Raw genomic sequence first — 14978 nt, 5'->3', positions numbered from 1 at the left:
CCGGTCATCCGCGGCCGGACCGGGCGGTCAGCTCGCCGATCGGCCAGCGCAACAGGTGACGTTCCTCGCCGTCGATGGTTCGAGCGGCGGCGTGTTGCGCGCCGAGCCGCAGGTACGGAGCGAGCAGCCGGCGGGTGCAGGTGCCGTAGGCGACGTCGAACCCCCGGTCCACGAGGTCACGCATGCCGACGTCGCGAATGAACCCGGCGAACAGCCGTCCCGCGGGCACCGGCGACGCGGTCATCACGTTGAGGAACTCGCAGCACGTCTCACCGGGCTCGGGAGTGAAACCGTAGTGAGCGGACTGGAACGCCCGTTTCACCTCGAGGTTGACCGCGAGATAGCAGCCGGGCTCGGCGTCGGGAGCCGGGCGCCACTGATAGACGACCTGGTCGCGGTAGGGGATCGAGGTCCGTACCCGCTGTCGTTCGTCGTCGAAGATCCAGATCCGGCGGACCAGCCGGTTGTCGGTCAGGCGGGTGTACGCCTGATAGAAGTGCCGTTCGTAGCGTTCGACCGCGGCGATGTCCCCGGTGTCAAGCAGGTCAGCGGGCGGCATCCGGCACCAGCGGGTCGACGAGCATCGGCAGGCCGTTCGCGGGGAACTGGGTGACCTCCGTGGCGGGGACGACCGGACGGCCGTCGCGGGGGCGTAGCCGTACGCGGCGGGCCACGACCGCGAGCACCGTCATCATCGTCGCCATCGCGAAGCTCTCGCCGATGCACCGGCGCGGGCCCGCCCCGAACGGCAGGTAGGCCCGGCGCTGCTCGACGGTGAGTCTTCCGGGCTCGAATCGGTCCGGCCGGCAGTGTTGCGGCGCCTCCCAGATGGTGGGGCAGCTGTGCAGCACATGCGTCGCCACGACGATGTCGTCCCCTCGGCGGACATGGGCATCCCCGATCCGCTCGTCCGCGGTGGCGGTCCGGGGCACCGTGTAGACCGGTGGCCGCAGGCGCATCGATTCCTTGAGGGTGTTGCGGGTGTACGTGAGCAGGCTCAGCTGCGGGTAGGTGGGGTGGCGGTGACCGAGGGTCGCCACGAGTTCGGTCCGCAGCCGGTCCGCCACCCGCGGGTGTTCGCCCAGCATCAGCCAGGTCAAGGTCAGCGCCGCCGCCGTCGTCTCGAAGCCGGCGAAGTAGAGCGTCACCACCTGATCGCGTATCTCCCGGCGCGATGCCTGCGCCTGGTCGCCGTAGCCGCGGATCAGTCGGGTGAGGATGTCGTCGTGCCCGTCCCCGGCCAGCCGTTCGTCGATCCGGGCGTACACGAACCGGTCGACCTCGGCCAGGCACCGACGCCTGCGCCGGTGCAGCCGGGTGGGCGCCCACAGCGGCAACGAGAGCGGCAGGATGTTGCGGCGCGACGCCACCGCCAGCGAGACTCGTGCCGTCTCGATGAACATACCGGCCTGTTCCGGCAGCTCGGCGCCGAAGACGGCCAGGCTGATGACCCGCAGCGACAGCCGGCGCATCTCGTCGAGGACGTCCACCGGCCCGCTGCTCTGCTCGAGCCACCGGTCGACCAGTGCCCCGGTGGCTTCGGCGGCGATGTCCACCACCCGGCCGAGAACCGCACGCTCGAAAACCGGCCGGGTCAGCCGTCGTTGCCGCTCCCAGACGTCGCCGTCGCTGACGAGCAGGCCCTTGCCGATGGTGAGTCCCAGATTGCGGTGCTGAAATCCGCGACGGTACGCCGGGGCGCCGGACACCAGGATCCGGTGCGCCACGTCGGGCCGGGACACCAGCGTGAAGACTCGCCGGAGAACGCGTAGCCGTACGAAGCCGTCGTGGGTCTTCAGCAGCCGCCGTTGCACGCCGAGCAGATCGGCTCGCAGTTCGGCGACGGACCGCCGTTCAACGCCGCCCATGCAGCACCTCGTCGAGTCCGGCACCGCGTTCCAGCAGGCCGGCGAACGTCTCAGCGAACCGGGCGCCCGGCATGCCGTCGATCAGGTCGTGGTCGACGACCACGGTCACGCTCATCACCTGTCGCGGCCGCGCCTGCCCGTCGTGCCAGCCGACCCGCTCGAAGATGCCCCCGATGATCACCGAGCAGGGCAGGATCGACGGCGCGAGTCCCCAGGACGGGCGGGCGCCCAGGGCCGCGCCGATGTTGGAGAGACTGACCGTGCCGTATTGCCGCTTGCGGCGCACCGGGTCGCGGCGCAGCCACCACCAGACCAGCCGCCGGGCGCGCCGGGGCAGTCGCAGGATCTGCCTGCGCCGGCGCACGGCCGGGTGATCGTGGAGGTCGTCGCGGACCGCTTCGCGCATTTCGGCGTTGATCTCGGCGAAGGTCTTGCGGCCCGCGTCGCGCACGACGTGGAGCACCGGTACGGACGTGCCGTCCGGCTTGATCCTCTCCAGCAGCGTGTTGACGTCGACATCGTCGTAGATCGCGAGCCGGCGCCCGCCTGAACGGCAGGCCTGCACGTCCGGATGGGCGGCGACGGCGCGGCCCAGACAATAGGTGAGGTAGGCGGTGAACGAGACACCGCCCGGCACCCGTGACTTGAGCTCGGTGATCCGCGCGAGCGGTGCGGTGACGTCGACCTCGATCAGCCCGTAACCGGTGTGCGTGCGGGCGGCAACGGTGAGCACGTCGACGACCAGTTCCCGGATGCGCGGCCAGGGTGCGTCGCGGAAGGCGTCGCTCACGCCGGTTGTTCCTTCATCCCTGAGATGGTGCAGTGAAGTGATCGACGAAAGATCAACGCGCGGCGACGTACAGCGAGGTGACCGCTGCGCCGCGACCGAGCTTGCCGAGGTCGTCGGTGGCGTCGTAGGTCACCGTCGGATGGCCGGTGCAGGCCCGCCCGGTCCAGAGGGTGAACCAGCCGTCGGCGGTGATGGCCGGGGCCGGTGAGCTGCATCATGCCGTAGCCGAGGCGCCGGACCGGCAGGTCCGCCGATGGTGAAGGTTCGAGTCGGGGTGCTGGTCATCGGGCGCCTGTCAGATGGCGTCCGGCGCCGCGAGGGCCTTTCAATCGAACAGGGTCGGTCGCGGATCCGTACCCGGGGCGGCTGGATGTGCGGGCGTGGCGGGGATCGCGGCGACGGCGGTCAGTTGCTCCAGCGTCGGTGTGGTGGTGAAGTGGCGACGGATCAGGGCGGGGAGCAGTAGTGCGGCGCCCGTGGTGTCCCACAGCGCTCGATGAGGTTGGCTGCCTGGGGCTGCGGCCGTGACGGCGGTCATCAGCTGGAGATGGGTCAGCAGGTCGGTGAGGCCGAGTTTGCCGGGGATGGCGGCGGCTTTTGCCAGGCGCATCGTGTCGATGAGGCCGGCGATGGTCAGGTCGGGCAGGTGCCGGTGCAGCAGGCGCCAGTCGACGGCGATGTTGTGGCCGACGAGCCAGGCGCTGTTGAGACGGGGGAGCAGGGCCGGGCGGATGTCGTCGAGGGTGGGCTGGCCGTGCAGGGCGGTGCCGGCCAGCCCGGAGGAGATCCACGGCCGGGCGGCAATCGTGCGGCCGGGATCGATGCCGGTGGTGTAGGCGGTGGCCATGTCCGGGTGTCCGTCGAGCAGCCGGACCGCGGCGATCTCGAGGATCTGCTCTTGGTCGCGTTCCTGGGCGCCGCTGCCTTCCAGGTCGAGGGCGACCAGGTTGACGGTGTGCCAGGGCGGGTTTTCGGTGGTCACCGCGTTGACCGTACCGGCGTTCAGTCGTCCTCGGTGCGAGCGGCGAGCGCGAAGGTGTTCCTCACGAGGCGGGTGGTCCAGATGTGGTCCTTCATCGAGGTCCCAGGGCGTGTCGAACCCGAAGTGACAACAGCGCCTCGTGGCGCACTGGCCGGGTCCCTATCAGCGGTCCGCCGATGCCACCCGGCCCGGCGACAACATCTCCGGGATCATGCGAACGATAGGGGCGATAAGTCATACCGGACCGAGCGACCGAGCAGTTCCCATCGGGGACGATCAGAAAGGTAACGGGGGCGGGGTCGTCGCCGCTCCGGTTGACGGCGGCTGTGCGACCTTCACCATCTCGTGCATGGCGGCGCGACGCGGTAACGAACACGGAGACCGTGCTTTCTACCTCAGTCGCCGTAGCCACTCCGCCACGAGCTCTGCTGCGAACCCGATCAGTAGGGCGATCGCGACGGCGACCACCACCGACCACCAGGCTCCGTACACGACACCCATGAGGATCGCGGCCGGTACGCCCAGGATGATCACCATGCATCCGGAGGTGATGCCGACCTCGTCGTAGGTCTCGTCGGCAGGTGTCTTGAGGTCGGGTCGAGGGTCCGGCAGATCGGCGAAGACCGCCCTGATCTCGGATCGGGTCCGAGCCGTCTCGCAGGCCAGCAGCCGTTGCTCGAACTCGCCGCCATCGATGCGCCCATCGGTCAGGTGCTGCTCCAGAGCGGTCCGCGCCAGGGCTCGTTCAGGTGCGCCGATCCGTAGGTTCGACCTTTTCACCTCGCTCATGGCCGCCACGGTAGCGAGCCGATCCCAACCATCGACCCGGCGCCGCACAACCCGCTGCTCGACGGGCTCCATCGGCCGATCGGAGCCTCTCGTGGGTCGGCCGGAGTCAGCCGTCGTTACGCACGTCGTCGGTCATAGATACATCCCTGCCCGGGACCGGCCATTCGACCGGAATTCGGCGTGCGGCGATCGACTCGGCACGTAGCGCACTGGTGGCCGTTCCTCGGGCGGGCTGTCGGCTACCGGATCGGGATCAGGTGGCGGGGATGATCCGGCGCGTCTCGTAGGCCCACATCGCGATCTCGACCCGATTGCGGGCGCCGAGCTTGGCCATCAGGCTCGCCAGGTGCGTCTTGACGGTGCTGAGGCTGATGTAGAGGGTGTCGGCGATCTCGGTGTTGGTCAGGCCCCGGGCCACGGCGAGCAGCACCTCGTCCTCGCGGGCGGTGATCGGGCTGATCGGCTGGACGGCGGGCCGGCCGGTCGGCACGTCCGCGAACGTCTGCAGCAGGCGCACGGTGACACTCGGAGCGATGAGCGCGTCTCCGGCGGCGGCCGACCGCACGGCCTGGACCAGCAGGTCCGGCCCGGCGTCCTTGAGGAGGAAACCGCGGGCACCGGCGCGCAGGGCGCCGTAGACGTACTCGTCGAGGTCGAACGTGGTGATCACGACGACGACCATCGGATCGGGTACGCCGGGACCGGCCAACAGCCGGGTGGCCTGCAAACCGTCGAACTCGGGCATCCGGATGTCGAACAGGCAGACGTCGGGCCGCAGGTCGCGGGCCATCCGCACGGCCTCACGCCCGTCGCACGCCTCCCCGACGACCTCGACATCGGGCTGGGCGTCGAGCATGACCCGCAGGCCGGTACGGATGACGGCCTGGTCGTCAGCGACGAGGACGCGAATGGACACGGCCGTCCGTCCTTCCCTTGGGTAACTCGGCCTCGACCTGCCAACCACGGTCGGTGCCCGGACCGGCCCGTAACCGCCCGCCGAGCAGGGCGGCCCGTTCGTGCAGCCCGGTCAGACCGTATCCGGCGCGGCCACGGCCGGTGCGGGCACCGTCGTCGGTGACCGTGACGCGTACCCGCCGGGGTTCTCCGACGACCCGGACCACCACCTCGGTGGCCTCGACCGCGTGCCGCATCGCGTTGGTCACCGACTCCTGCACGATCCGGTAGACCGCGGCGTCCACGGCCGGCGACAGCGAGGCCAACTCGCCGTCGAGATCCAGGTCGACGCGCAGATGACCGGCGTGCGAGCGCAGCAGGCGGCCGAGGTCGGCGACACCGGCCTGCGGGGCGAGGTCGGCGCCGGTCGTGCGGCTGTCGCGCAGCGCGGCGACCATGGCACGCATCTCCTCCAGCGTGCGCGCACCCTCCTCCTCCACCCCTTCGAGGGCCACGACGGCGGCGGCCGGATCCGTGGCGGCGACGACCCGCCCGGCCTGGGCCCGGATCACCATGGCCGAGACGTGGTGGGCGACCGTGTCGTGCAGCTCCCGGGCGATCCGCTCGCGTTCGACGGACCGGGCCCGTTCCACCTGCCGTTCGCGGGCGGCGTCCCAGAACCGTACCGACGCCCCGACGACCGCGGGCATGAGCAGGAACACGAAGCCGCCGATCTGATCGGCGACCGGGATGTCATCGGTGAGCACCGACAGCACGAAGGTCGTCAGGATCAGCGCACCACCCGAGACGATCTCGCGTCCCGACCCCCAGCGCGGCAGCGCGTACACCAGGATGAGCACGACCAGCGCGGAGTACAGCCCGACCGGTTCCGGCGCGGCGAAGACCACCGACAGCACCTGCAGCACGATGATCGAGCCGAAGCCGGCGGCGGCCACCGCCAGCGGGCGGGTCCGCCGCCACAGGGTCAGCACGCACAACCACACCGATTCGGTCACGGCCACCGGCAGCCAGACGACATCGGTACGCAGCACGGCCTCCGACACCACACCGGAGAGGACCGCGACGACAAGGACCCAGTCGCGCCACACCCGGACCGGGGCGTCGGGTGGCCGGGGTTCGGTCCAGAAGGCTCGCAGGTCGTCTCGCAGCACCTTTTCAGCCTAGGGATCGGCCGGGATCGCACATCGGCCGAAAGAACGGTGCGCTGCTCGGTTCCGGGACCGGCGCAACGGCGGCTCACGGGCCGATCCCGTGCGACGGCATCACGACGACTCTCGTCATCGACGCCGACGACTTGGAGAATCCGATGCTTTCCCGAACCCTCTTCCGGCTCGGTGCCGGGGCCGCACGCCGCCCCTGGCGGGTGATCGCGCTGTGGCTGCTGACCGCGATGATCGCCGTCGCCGCCGCGGCCGCCTCCGGCGGCAAGACCGCCGACTCGATGACCGCGCCGGGGCTCGACTCCGGCTACGCCGCGGAGCTGCTCGAACGCGCGGGAACCGGGCAACAGGGGATGACCGCCCAGGTGGTCGTCACCCCGACCGACGCCGGGGCGACCTTCCTGGCCGACGGCACCGCCCGTACCGCTCTGCTGCGTCTGCAGACCGAGGTACGTGCCCTGCCCCACGTGCTGTCGACCAGCGACGTCGAGTCCGGCGGCCTGGTCTCCGCGGACGGGCGGATCGCGGTGATCCGGGTGCAGTACCCCGAGCAGAGCGAGTTGTCCGGCGCCGACCTGGATGCTCTGGTCGGCCTCGGCGACCGGATGCGCGGCGAGTTGCCGCTGCGCATCGAGATGGGCGGGGACCTGTTCTTCGCGTTCTCCGACGCCGGCGCCGGCATCGGGGAACTGGTCGGCCTGCTCGCCGCCGCGACGATCCTGTTCCTGGCGTTCGGTTCGTTGATCGCCGCGGCACTGCCGATCGGCATGGCACTGTTCGGGCTGACCGTCGGCGTCAGCCTCATGACCGTACTCGCGTCGGTGACCGAGATTCCGACCTTCGGACCGGTGCTGGGCAGCATGGTCGGGCTCGGGGTCGGCATCGACTACGCGTTGTTCGTGCTCGCCCGGCACCGCGAGTACCTGGCCCGCGGCGTCGACCCGCACACGGCAGCCGGACGGGCGGTGGCCACCGCCGGGCGGCCGGTGCTGTTCGCCGGAGCGACCGTCGTCGTGTCGATCCTCGGCATGGCGGCCGCGAACGTGCCGTTCATGACCATGGGCGGCATCGCCGTCTCCCTCGTGGTCGCGATCATGGTGGTGGCGTCGGTGACGCTGCTGCCGGCCTTCCTCGGGGTCACCGGGCGCCGCCTGACCCGGGTCCACCGGTTCGCCCGCCGACCCGATGCCGGCGGCGGGGGATGGCAACGCTGGATCAAGCACGTCAACAGGCATCCCGTTGTGTACGCGGTCGGCGCGGCCGGGCTGCTGGTGCTCGCGACCCTGCCGGTGTTCAGCCTGCGGGCCGGCCTACCCGACGACGGGGCGCAGCCGACGAGCCGCACCGAGCGCCGCGCGTACGACCTGGTCGCCGAAGGATTCGGACCGGGGGCGAACGGGCCGATCGTCATCGCGGTCGACGCCGCCGCCGACCCTGGTGTGGTGCAGCGGCTCGCTACGGCCGTCGCCGCGGATCCCGGTGTCGCCTCGGTCATGCCGGCCCAGATCGACCGGGCCACCGGCATCGCGAGCCTGGTGGTCATCCCGGCCACCGGACCTCAGGAGAAGGCCACCACCGACACCGTCGCCCGCCTGCGCGCCGACGTACTGCCCGGCGCGGTCGGTCAGGGACCGGCGAAAGCCCACGTCGGCGGTGCGGCGGCCAGCCTGTCGGACGTGGGGGAGCGGACCAGCCAGCGTCTGCCGCTGTTCATCGGCGCGGTGCTGGCGCTGTCGTTCGTACTGTTGCTGCTGGTCTTCCGATCGGTTCTGGTGCCGCTGAAAGCGGTCCTGCTGAACCTGCTGAGCATCGGCGCGACCTACGGCCTGATGGTCGCGGTGTTCCAGTGGGGGTGGGGCGCGTCGCTGATCGGACTGGAATCCACGGTGCCGATCGTGTCGTTCATCCCGATGTTCCTGTTCGCGATCCTGTTCGGACTGTCGATGGACTACGAGGTCTTCCTGCTGTCCCGGGTCCGCGAGGAGTACCTGCGCACCGGCGACAACGCGACGGCGATCGTACGAGGCATCGCGAGCAGCGCCCGGGTCATCACCTCGGCCGCCCTGATCATGGTCGCGGTGTTCCTGTCGTTCGCCGTCGCGAACGACCCGTCGACCAAGATGTTCGGGTTCGGCCTCGCCACCGCGATCTTCGTCGACGCCACGCTGGTCCGGATGGTGCTGGTCCCGGCGACCATGACCCTGTTGGGCCGGGCCAACTGGTGGCTGCCGTCCTGGCTGGACCGGCTGCTGCCGCGCAGCTCGGACGGCGGCGACACGGACGACCTCGCCCCCGAGGCGAGCCTGGTCGTCGCCGCGCTGCGCTGATCCCGGCGGCGAGCCCGGCCTGGATGCCCAGGCCGGGTGTCGGCCGCGGCCGGCAATGTCTCATCGAGCCGGGTTCCCGGCGCCGGTCAGGCCGACGACCTCGGCGATCAGTGCCGCGGCACCCTGGGCCGGGTGACATGACCCGGCGCGGCGGGAACCGCGGCGAGGGCCATTTCGGCCTGGCGGTCGCGGTTTGGGCCCGAATCGCCATCTGTCGTTCCGCCTGTGCCCAGCCGTTCGAGGATCGCGGAGTCGTCCGCAATGGTGATCGTTACCGTCTGAACCCGGAGATGATGGACACCGACCTGCTCGAATGGCGCACGTTGACCAGCGAAGCAAGGCAGGCGATCAGTGACGTGGCGCGCGCCGACGCCTGCCGCAAGATGCTCGACCTATCGCGGGGGCTTCGCGGAGGGTCAGGCCTGGCCAAGGATAGCGACCCGGCGCACCGGGGGAAGAAGTTTGAACCTGTGACCTGCCGTTGGTGTTCACCACTTCGAGGCTCGTGGCGGCCCCGTACGGTAGATCCATCTTCCGACAGCGGGGTTGCCTGGTTCGTTGAGGTCGGAGACCCTGGCCTCTTCGTGTATCGAAGGTGGTCAGGTGCCAAGGGGATCGTCGAGGTCGCAGCATGGGTGCAGTGCTGGATCGTTCCACTGCTTGGCGCGGACCGTGGTGAGTCGGGCGTGACGGCGCCGGCGGCCGTGAGGTTCCTCGGGGGAGGGGATTACCGGTGCAACCTGGAAACCTAGAGGTCGATGTCGAGGTGCTGCGCGGTGTCGGAAAGAACGTTGCCGACCTCGCCACGACACTGCGGGAGACGGTGAGAGCGGCTGGCCCCGGTTTGTCGCCCGCTGCGCAGCCGGGCTCCGACGCTGCGACCGCCGCCCGGGAAGCCCAACAGGTATGGCTGGTCGCGCTACAGGGGCTCAGTGGCCGCGTCGAGGAGTACGGCACGAGTCTGATCACTGCCGCGCAGGACTACCGGGCCACCGACCAGGCGAACGCTGACGGTTTGCGGCGCAGCGGGGCGGGGACGGGACGATGAGTGGCCTGACGTTGCAGGATCTGCTCGGCTTCGACGCCGGGCCGTGGCATTCCGCGGCCGAATCCTGGTCTCGGCTGGCTCAAGGGATCGACGACGCGTCGGAGGACCTGACCCGGTGCACCCGTGACCTGGACGGGGCGTGGCCGCAGGGCCGCGGCTCCACTACGGCGATGGAGAAGGGCGAGAAGCTGCGGGCCGAGGCGGACAACACCTATCTGCCGGCCAAGCGCCTCGCCGACGCGTTCGATCAGCACGCGTACGCGATGCAGGGTTACCGGACGCAGGCCGAGCAGATCGTCGCGTCGGCGCGGCAGGCCGGCTACACCGTCGACACGGCGACCATGTCGATCACCGCACCCGCGTCGGCGTACACGGGTGGCAACCTGGACCGCACCGGCCGGGAAACGGGCGCGCTGCTCAACGATCTGCGACTGTTAGTGGATTACGCGCGATCACAGGACGATGCGACGGCGGCCACGATCAAGGGCAACGTGCCGTCGCCGCAGAACGGCTTCGGGACGACCCCGCCGAGCAAGATAACGCGGGCGCAGGAGCTGGCTAACAAGATCAAGGACCCCGCGTACGATCCGACGGCTGCGGAACTCGACGAGTTGCGATCGCTGGTGCAGGTGTACGGCAAGGACCCGGCCTTCGCGCACGACGTGCTCAACGGTCTCGGCCCCAAGGGGCTGCTGGAGCTGTCCGGAAGGCTGGCGACCTTGCAGACCGACCAGCTCGGCAAGGACGCCGACGGCATGCTGTTCAGCCGCGACACCGCGTACATGGTGCAGGATCTTCAAAATGGTCTCGGGATGATGCTGAGCACCGCGACCGCCGAGACCGGGACCACGACGGGTCTGCGGGGGGAGACCTACATTCCCGGGCAGTACGAGCTGTCCAGCCAGTGGGTCAGCGACCTGATGGCCGCCGGGCGCAGCAAGATGGACATCGTCGATCCGGACAGCCCGGCCCTGGCCGTGAACGACGTGTACGGATATCAGCTGCTCGGCCCGCTGTTGCGTAACAACAGCTTCGACTCCGGGTTCCTGTCCACGGTCGGCGGGGACATCATCGACTTCGAGATGCAGCAGGGTAAGGACGGCGCGCTGTGGACCGAGGCCCGTGGGGAGAATATCCGCCTCGACTGGACCGTGGACCACGACGACGACAAGGCACCGGCCGGCTACGACCCGGTCAACCCGCTGATGGATGCCCTGTCACGCAACGGTGAGGCCACCCGGGACCTGCTCACCGGCGTCACCCACCTCAGCAGCGACGGCCCCGAGGGCGGTCGGCTGCCGCGGCTGGATTATCTGCTCACCGATCGGGACTGGAACGCCACCGCGGACGTGCCGGGCGGGCCGGGCTGGACCGCCGAACTGATGGCCAACGGCGACGAGTACAAGAACGGTTCGCTGGACAAGTTCGGCATCGCGCTTGAGCGCGCGGCGACCGACACTCCCGGGCCGGACGCGCGGCGCCTCGTGGAGGCGATCATCTACGAGACCAGCGCCGACGAGCAGGCCAAGGGCTACGCCAACGGTGAGAACCCGTCCAAGGACGCCCAGACCGTCGAGTTCCGTAAGAACAATCTGATCCACCCGGAGTTGCGCGACTCGATGGGCAACATCGTCTCGGCGTACATCGCCGACGTGAATCACAACATCGCCGACAGTCGGACGGTGACCGATCAGACCCTCGACGTCAATCGCACTGATCTGACCCGGTTCCTGGCGGACATCGGTAAGGACCAGGGCGCCCACCAGACGGTCGCGAACGCCGAGGCCGTGTACGCCGCTGCCAAGTACGACGAGATCCTCTCCGGCCGGCAGAACCCGAACGACGACATCAACGGCAACCTGCGTTCGATGGAGGTCGTCTCCCGCAACTACGGCAGCGTGCTCGGCGCCATCGACTTCGGGGCCGCCGAGGCGCAGCACGCGACCAGCGCCGACCTCGACAAACAGCACAACGACGGCGTCGAGGACCGGTACAAGGTCATCGGCCCGCTGGTCGAGGGCGTGGTCGGAGCGGCGACCGCGAAGGTCCCCGGCGCCAGTGACGTGATCAACGGCTTCGCCGGCAACATCATGGAAGACCTGGAGAAGGGCGCGAAGATCGACAACACCGGCCGCGTCGCCTACGACGTCGGCACCACGCTCGGCGCCGGCCACACCACCGCCGTCGACCTCACCGAGGTCGCGCTTTACAACAGCGGCAAACTCGAGGGCCTGCCGACCGGGCTGATCCAGGACGGCCACCCGAAACCGATCAGTGAATGGACCGACGAGAACTACCAGGACTGGCAGACCTACAAAGGCGGACTTGGACAGAGCACGCTGGGTAGCGCCGCGGTCGATGCCGGAGACTCGTACCAGGGCGGCTACGAGTGGACCCGGACCACACTGGGCGATTGGAAGAGCGAGGTGTCGAAGTGAAGCGGCGTGCTGCGGTGGTCTTGACCCTGTTGGGGGTCGTGGTGACGGCGGGGTGTACCGACTCCGACGAACCCTCCAACGTAGGCGTGTCCGCATCGAGCGACCCCGGCAGCACCGCGTCCTCGATGACTCTTGAGGAGGCGTACCGGAAACTGCCGATCGACGGGCCCGCGAACGCACCGATCAACTGGGAGAAACCTCAGGAACCGGAATCCGAGGAAGTCCTCGCCGCCCGGCGCAGCCTTGCTCTCTGGTATTGGGAGCGCAGCTCGACCGATTGGACCGAGATCGTGCCCATCGGCCGGTTCCTGTTCACCGACCGGTTCTACCAGCAATCCCTGGCGCCGTTCGCCGACGTCACCAACAATGCAAAGCCGTCAAGCGGCCCACTCTGGGTCAAGACGATGGGCGTGGAGAAGACCGGCACCGACCAGGCCAGGGTGACGTTCTGCACCGATCGTGGCCACTGGCGCGACGCTGGCGTCACCGAGGTTCCCCACAACCGCGCGAACCTCGAATCGTACGTGTTGAATTACGAGCAGACCGGCGACGGCGAACGACGCTGGCTCACCGACCGCCTCATCGACAACGCCGTCGACCGCACGGACCAGTACGGCGCGGAGTGCACAAAGTGGGCCCAGCACCAATCCTGACGTGGCACCGCTGGTCACCGCCAGTGGCTGGCCCTAATAGCGCACATGGCCATCGATCTTTATCGTCCGGGCTCCCTCATGCCGGCTTGTTCGGGTCGGTATATCCTGATCCAGGCCTCGATGTCTCGGGCGAGCCAGACCCGGCCCATAGCCAACGCGTCGCAGGGTGCGGGAAAGTCGGGTTGCTCGGCCAACTGCTGGATGCGCTGACGGGATAGATGTAAACGCTGCTGGATCTCTTTAACGCCCATCAGCCGCTGCTGTTCGGTCATGTCCGGCCAGACATCTGTCCCAGCGTCAGCGCAGTCATGTACGGCCTCGCGATGGCGGTCAACGCGTCGAGGTGGGCGGAGTGCTCGATGATCTGACGATCGAGGTCGCTCAGCGGGCCGTACCCATACAGGAACGCCTCTTCGAGATCTGGGCGAGGCGGCCACGTGCGGGTGGCGAGCCGGACGAGGTCGCGTGTCGCGGGGTCGCGTCGGGAGTGCTCGAAGTCGATGATCGCCAGGTCGCCATTCGGCTGGGCGATCAGGTTTCTGACGGTGAAATCCAGGTGGCAGGGCACCGCGGACAGCGGTCCTAGCTGAGTCAGTTCCAGAACGTGAGCGGTGATCTCGGCTCTGCGTGGCGGGGGGATGATGGGTGTCGAGGTGCCGCCGCAGCCCGGTGACGAGGAATGGCGGCAGCAAGCCGCACTCTTCACGTCTTCTGGCCGGCGGACTCGTGCATCACGGCTCGACTACTCCGCATCGCTGAACTCCTCGCCGGGCGGTACCTCCCCGGCCGTCCGGTCGGCGAACTCTTCAATGAGGTCGGCGATCATGCCCGCGCCTCGGCTGTTCTGGTGGAGCGTGTCGGTGGTCAGGGAGAGGCCCCGGCGAGCGGCGATGGCGTCAAGGCTGCGCCGGAGCAGGAAATGCTGGAGGGAGGCGGTGGACGCGAGAAAGTAGCCGGACCGATAGGCGGTGCCGGGCGGCCCGGGAAGGGAGCGGAGGTGCGCTACCTGACGTTCGTGCAACGGCAGGTAAGCGGCACCGGCCGCGGCAGCGACCTCCTCGACGACGGCGCTGTACTCAGCCGCGCGCCGGTTCGCCGGGGAGTCCGGTTCCTCGCCGAGCGCCGGCAGCGACAGCAGGCCGATCCGGGCTCGGGTGTGCTGCTTCAGCCGCTGGACGATGCCGAGGAGGTCCTCCCGGTAACCGTCGATCGTCAGCCGGGCCGGCCGCTTGGCCATAGTGATGACCCGGCGGTTTTCGTCGCTGAGCGTGGCGTTGGCGTCGTTGGTGCCGATCAGGATGGTGACGATGTCCGGCTCGTCGGCGATCACCCGGTCCAGGCGGGCCAGCACGTTCGCGGCGAGGTCGAAGTTGACGCCACGATTGACGAACTCGAATGGGCGGGAACGAAACCGCCGGCGCAGCAACTCGACATAGTCGACGGCGGCCTGGCCGCGAGTGTTGCTGTCCCCGACACAGACCACCCGCACCGGCCGTCCCGGCGTCACCTGCACTCCTGGTGTCCATGGAGTCCACTCATGAACGCCATTGTCGCCCACCATTGGCCGTTTGCCGGGCCGAGCAGGGACACCGTGTGGTTCGGCCCGGTGAATCCAATTACTGAGGACCAGGTACGGGTGGTTCGCACAGCGTCCGGCGGCGGCTCCAACTGATGGAAGGGCGTGGGGAGCACGGCGCTCACCTGACCAAGTCGCTGGGGTCGGCTGAGATGTCGGCGGTGTAGGGAGCAGCCCGCTCGGCGCCCGCCATGTTGTTTGCACTGTTCATTGGCCATTCTCAACGATGGTGGGGAGCACCGCCGCGATGAAATCGGGCTGTTCGGGTGAGCGGTGCGGCGCTGCTCCCAAAACCTACGATCGGGCGGGGAGCGAACGGGGTTGACATCAGCAGCGGCGAACAACGCCGGACGGCGTTCAGCAGCGTCGGGCGCCCGCGGCTGAGCAGTGCAAATCTATGTTTCTACTGGTCAGCAGCACGATCGGACTACG

Annotated in this window: 14 protein-coding genes; 4 read left to right on the top strand and 10 right to left on the bottom strand. The window is 69.1% G+C overall.

Annotation, left to right across the window (positions count from 1 at the left end):
- Positions 1-4: 4 nt before the first annotated feature.
- The 7 genes from Q0Z83_RS19845 to Q0Z83_RS19815 form a co-directional block, all read right to left on the bottom strand.
- Positions 5-559 (bottom strand): hypothetical protein, encoded by a 555-nt coding sequence (locus Q0Z83_RS19845; RefSeq protein ID WP_317795443.1) that lies wholly within the window; start codon positions 557-559, stop codon positions 5-7.
- Entirely contained in the window at positions 546-1868 is a 1323-nt protein-coding gene (locus tag Q0Z83_RS19840) for a cytochrome P450 (RefSeq protein ID WP_317795442.1), read from the bottom strand. Before Q0Z83_RS19840 ends, Q0Z83_RS19845 begins: the two co-directional genes overlap by 14 nt.
- Positions 1855-2658, bottom strand: coding sequence for a 2-oxo acid dehydrogenase subunit E2 (locus Q0Z83_RS19835; RefSeq protein ID WP_317795441.1), 804 nt, complete (start codon positions 2656-2658; stop codon positions 1855-1857). Before Q0Z83_RS19835 ends, Q0Z83_RS19840 begins: the two co-directional genes overlap by 14 nt.
- A 325-nt stretch (positions 2659-2983) precedes the next feature.
- Complete coding sequence (locus tag Q0Z83_RS19830; RefSeq protein WP_317795440.1) at positions 2984-3640, bottom strand: 3'-5' exonuclease; 657 nt, start codon at positions 3638-3640, stop codon at positions 2984-2986.
- 390 nt (positions 3641-4030) lie between these two features.
- Positions 4031-4429 (bottom strand): DUF1707 SHOCT-like domain-containing protein, encoded by a 399-nt coding sequence (locus Q0Z83_RS19825; RefSeq protein WP_317795439.1) that lies wholly within the window; start codon positions 4427-4429, stop codon positions 4031-4033.
- A 253-nt stretch (positions 4430-4682) separates the two neighbouring features.
- A complete protein-coding gene (locus tag Q0Z83_RS19820) occupies positions 4683-5345 on the bottom strand; it encodes a response regulator (RefSeq protein ID WP_317795438.1) in 663 nt (220 codons plus the stop codon).
- Positions 5320-6495, bottom strand: coding sequence for a sensor histidine kinase (locus Q0Z83_RS19815; protein WP_317795437.1), 1176 nt, complete (start codon positions 6493-6495; stop codon positions 5320-5322). Before Q0Z83_RS19815 ends, Q0Z83_RS19820 begins: the two co-directional genes overlap by 26 nt.
- 155 nt (positions 6496-6650) lie before the next feature.
- Here Q0Z83_RS19815 and Q0Z83_RS19810 point away from each other — a divergent pair, with 155 nt between their 5' ends.
- From Q0Z83_RS19810 to Q0Z83_RS19795, 4 genes are all read left to right on the top strand, one after another.
- Positions 6651-8831, top strand: coding sequence for an MMPL family transporter (locus tag Q0Z83_RS19810; RefSeq protein WP_317795436.1), 2181 nt, complete (start codon positions 6651-6653; stop codon positions 8829-8831).
- A 733-nt stretch (positions 8832-9564) separates the two neighbouring features.
- A complete protein-coding gene (locus tag Q0Z83_RS19805; protein WP_317795435.1) occupies positions 9565-9879 on the top strand; it encodes a WXG100 family type VII secretion target in 315 nt (104 codons plus the stop codon).
- Positions 9876-12317, top strand: a complete 2442-nt coding sequence (locus tag Q0Z83_RS19800) for a hypothetical protein (RefSeq protein WP_317795434.1) — start codon at positions 9876-9878, stop codon at positions 12315-12317. The genes Q0Z83_RS19805 and Q0Z83_RS19800 overlap by 4 nt, the downstream gene beginning before the upstream one ends.
- A complete protein-coding gene (locus tag Q0Z83_RS19795) occupies positions 12314-12970 on the top strand; it encodes a hypothetical protein (RefSeq protein ID WP_317795433.1) in 657 nt (218 codons plus the stop codon). The genes Q0Z83_RS19800 and Q0Z83_RS19795 overlap by 4 nt, the downstream gene beginning before the upstream one ends.
- 59 nt (positions 12971-13029) lie before the next feature.
- Here the strand turns inward: Q0Z83_RS19795 and Q0Z83_RS19790 are convergent, their stop codons facing one another.
- Genes Q0Z83_RS19790 through Q0Z83_RS19780 form a run of 3 tightly spaced genes read right to left on the bottom strand, consistent with a single transcriptional unit; the run spans position 13030 to position 14477 of the window.
- The gene (locus Q0Z83_RS19790; RefSeq protein ID WP_317795432.1) at positions 13030-13242 is read right to left on the bottom strand and encodes a helix-turn-helix transcriptional regulator; all 213 of its coding nucleotides are present in this window, start codon (positions 13240-13242) and stop codon (positions 13030-13032) included.
- Positions 13239-13676, bottom strand: a complete 438-nt coding sequence (locus Q0Z83_RS19785) for a phosphotransferase family protein (protein WP_317795431.1) — start codon at positions 13674-13676, stop codon at positions 13239-13241. Before Q0Z83_RS19785 ends, Q0Z83_RS19790 begins: the two co-directional genes overlap by 4 nt.
- Positions 13677-13712: 36 nt before the next feature.
- On the bottom strand, positions 13713-14477 hold the full coding sequence (locus Q0Z83_RS19780; protein ID WP_317795430.1) for an SGNH/GDSL hydrolase family protein: 765 nt from the start codon (positions 14475-14477) through the stop codon (positions 13713-13715).
- Between the last annotated feature and the right edge of the window lie 501 nt (positions 14478-14978).

The sequence above is a fragment of the Actinoplanes sichuanensis genome, from assembly GCF_033097365.1.
GTDB lineage: Bacteria > Actinomycetota > Actinomycetes > Mycobacteriales > Micromonosporaceae > Actinoplanes > Actinoplanes sichuanensis.
The sequence above is the reverse complement of the archived record's forward strand: the minus strand, read 5'-3'. Positions and strand labels throughout refer to the sequence as shown.

What these genes read in the sequence shown, in the direction of transcription:
- Q0Z83_RS19845 (WP_317795443.1), bottom strand. Translation starts at nt 559, where the DNA reads ATGCCGCCCGCTGACCTGCTTGACACCGGGGACATCGCCGCGGTCGAA.
- Q0Z83_RS19840 (WP_317795442.1), bottom strand. Translation starts at nt 1,868, where the DNA reads ATGGGCGGCGTTGAACGGCGGTCCGTCGCCGAACTGCGAGCCGATCTG.
- Q0Z83_RS19825 (WP_317795439.1), bottom strand. Translation starts at nt 4,429, where the DNA reads ATGAGCGAGGTGAAAAGGTCGAACCTACGGATCGGCGCACCTGAACGA.
- Q0Z83_RS19810 (WP_317795436.1), top strand. Translation starts at nt 6,651, where the DNA reads ATGCTTTCCCGAACCCTCTTCCGGCTCGGTGCCGGGGCCGCACGCCGC.
- Q0Z83_RS19800 (WP_317795434.1), top strand. Translation starts at nt 9,876, where the DNA reads ATGAGTGGCCTGACGTTGCAGGATCTGCTCGGCTTCGACGCCGGGCCG.
- Q0Z83_RS19790 (WP_317795432.1), bottom strand. Translation starts at nt 13,242, where the DNA reads ATGACCGAACAGCAGCGGCTGATGGGCGTTAAAGAGATCCAGCAGCGT.